Consider the following 3270-nt stretch of genomic DNA (forward strand, 5'->3'; position numbering starts at 1 on the left):
ATGAGGTTGATGATTGCTCGGTGGGAGATCATGACGCCTTTGGGGCGTCCGGTGGTGCCGGAGGTGAAGATGACGTAGGCGGTGTCGGCGGGGGTGAGGGTGCGTGTCAGTACCGGTGCCGCGGTTTCACCGTGTGTCAGGCGTGCTGATACTGCTGGGTCGGTGAGGAAATCTTCGGTGATGACCACTGTGGGAGAAGCGTCGTCGAGGATGTGGGTGATGCGTTCGCTGGGGTAGTCGGGGTCGATGGGGACATACGCTGCGCCGGCGCGGATGACGGCGATCAGTGTGGTGACGAGGTCGACGCTGCGGGGGAGCATGACTGCGACGCGGTCTCCGACCTGCACGCCACGTTCGATCAGTATGTGCGCCAGTGCGTTTGCGTGGAAGTCGAGATCTGTATAGGTCCACTGTTGTCCGTCGTCGTCGACGACCGCAAGCGCATCCGCAGACGTATTCGTCTGACGCCGAATCAACTCATCCAACGTCGAATCCGCCACCACCACAACCGGACCGGAAGAGAGTGCGGAGATGTGCTTTCGTTCGGCGTGGGTGAGTAGGGGTATGGCGGCGATTCGGGTGTGGGGTGCGGTGGCGAGGGTGTGTAGGGCGGTGTCGAGGAGTGTGGTGAGGGTGGTGATGGTGTGGTGGGTGATGCGGTGTGGTTGGTAGGAGAGTTCGATGGTGATGTGGGTGGGTGTGGGCAGGATGCCGAGGGTGAGGGGGTAGTGGGTGGAGTCGTGGATGTCGACCGAGGTGACGGTGAGGTCGTCGTCCACTGTTGTGGTGTTGTCGTCGAGGGGGTAGTTCTCGTAGACGAGGAGGGTGTCGAAGAGGGCGGGGAGTCCGGTGAGGTGGTGCAGGTCCGGTAGTGGGGTGTGGTGGTGGTCGAGGACGGTGGTGTTGTGGTGGTGGATTTGGTCGAGGAGTTCGGCGACGGTGGGGTTGTGGCCGAGGTGGGCGGGGGTGGGGATGGTGTTGAGGAACATGCCGACGGCGTTTTCGATGCCGTCGATGTGGGCGGGTCGTCCGGAGACGGTGGTGCCGAAGGTGATGGTGGGTTGTCCGGTGATGGCGTTCAGGGTCAGTGCCCAGGCGGTGTGGATGACGGTGTTGAGGGTGGTGCTGTGGGTGCGGGCGAGTGTGCGTAGTTGGTGGGTGAGGGTGGGGTCGATGGTGTGGGTGAGTTCGATCGGTTGTGCTGTGTCGGTGGTGGCTGTGTCGGTGGTGGCTGTGTTGGTGGTGGTGGTGATGAGGGTGGGTTCGGTGACGTCGGCGAGGGCGGTGGTCCAGGTGTCGAGTGAGGTGGTGTGGTCGTGGTGGGTGAGCCAGTGGAGGAAGCTCGGGTAGGTGGTGTCGGGGAGTGCGGGTGTGGTGGGGTTGTTGTAGGCGCGGAGCAGTGTGGCGATCAATGGCGGGGTGGACCAGCCGTCGGTGATGGCGTGGTGGATGGTCAGGATGAGGGTGTGCTGGTCGGCTGCGGTCGTGACCGCGGTGACGCGCATCAACGGCGCCTCGTCGAGCGCCAACGGGATCGTCCGGTCTGCGTCGATGATCGCCGCGATCGCGTCCGTGTCGTACGTATCGATATCGGTATGCGAAAGAGTGATGGTGGCATCGGTGGGAATCACTGCGACGTATTCGCCGTTCGCAGCGGGTGTGATCGCGGCCTTGAGGTTGGGGTGTGTGTCCGTGAGTCGATCAAGGGCGATGCGGAGCCTGTCCAAGTCGAGCAGTCCGGTCACCGTCACCGCAGTGTGGGTGAGGTACACGTCGGTACCGGACACAGCGCCGAGCATGGATTCGAAGACCATGCCGTGTTGGAGTGGTGTCAGTGGTTGGACGTCGGTGAGGTCGCCGTAACGGTCTTCCCATGCGGTGACGTCGTCGTAGGTGAGACCGGTGGCGGTGAAGTCGGTCAGTGAGCGTCGGCTGCGGCCGGTGTAGGAGGCGAGGCATCGCAGCGTAGCTGTCCACAACTGGACGAGTTCGTGTGCTTGTTCGCTGGTGAGAATTTTCTCGGCGTAGGCGAAGGAACCGTCGAAGGCGGTCGCGCCGTCGGCGTCCGACACCGCGGCGATGTTGGCGTCGACAACTGCGGCGGCGGGAAGCTCTGCGGGCACGTGTCCACGGATGCCCGGGATTTCGGGGGCGCTGGTCCAGGAGCGGTCACCAGCTGTGCCGCTGGTGAAGTTTCCGAGGTAGTTGAATCCGATGTCCGGAATGTTCTGTGGGAGAGCAGCTTCGGTGTTGAGGTGGGTGAGTATGCCGTAGCCGATGCCGCGGTCCGGGACGCGTGCGAGTGTGTCTTTGATGCGTAGTACGGCGTCGGCGGCGAGGTGGGGGTCGGTGAGTGTGTCGATCGGGTCGAGGTCGGTGAGGTCGGCGAGGATCGGGTACCAGGTGGTGAACCAGCCGATCGAGCGTGAGAGGTCTGCTCCGGGGACGAGGGTTTCCTGGCGGCCGTGGCCTTCCATGCCGATGGTGACCGGTTGTGGTTCGAGGCCGTGGCGTGCGCGCCATCCGCTGGTCGCGATGGCCAGTGCGGCGAGCAGGATGTCTTCGACGCTCGCCGAGAGGACGGTGGTGATGTCGCCGATGAGGGTAGCGGTGAGGTCGGCGGGAACCGTGACCTCGATCTGTCCGGTTGTGGCGTGAGTGTCGCGCTCCGGGTCGACGCTCCGCTCGCCGAAGAGGGGGTGTGTGGCGTCGGCGACGGTGTTCCAGTGCTCGAGTTGGTCGGTGAGGTGGGGGTCGCGTGCGCGCTCGGTCAGTGCGTGCGTCCAGGTGGTGATGGAGGTTCCGGTCGGCAGCAGGTCGTCTTCGGTGGCGCCGGTTTCGAGTGCCCAGGCGTGTGCGAGGTCGTCTTGAAGGATGCGCCAGGAGACTCCGTCGACAGCGAGGTGGTGGATGACCATGACGAGACGGCCGGTGGCATCACTGGAGGTGGTGCACCACATTGCGCGCCAGAGGATTCCGTTCGTCGGATCCATCTGATCGGACATTTGGGTGACGAGGTCGTCGACTGTCGTCAGCCATTGCGGACTCGACCAACCGTCCGACGTCGTCAGCGATTGGATCGGCGATTCGACCGTTGTGGAGGGAAGCGTGAACTCCCAGGTTTCGGTGCGGCTAAGGCGAGCGCCGAGCGTGGGGTGGGCTGTGGCGATCCTGTTGAGGATTCGGTGGAGGGTGTCGGTGGTGAGGTCGGGTGGGGTGGTGAAGACGAAGGATTGGGTGAAGTGGTCGAAGCCGGGTCGGTCTATGTAG

General features: G+C 64.0%; 1 protein-coding gene. It reads right to left on the bottom strand.

The window, feature by feature from the left end:
• Nucleotides 1-3270 (bottom strand): condensation domain-containing protein (locus tag ACFULT_RS27145; RefSeq protein ID WP_378483088.1); only part of this gene is annotated, 3270 nt, incomplete at both ends.

Source organism: Rhodococcus sp. NPDC057297, assembly GCF_042667435.1.
Classification (GTDB): Bacteria; Actinomycetota; Actinomycetes; order Mycobacteriales; family Mycobacteriaceae; genus Rhodococcoides.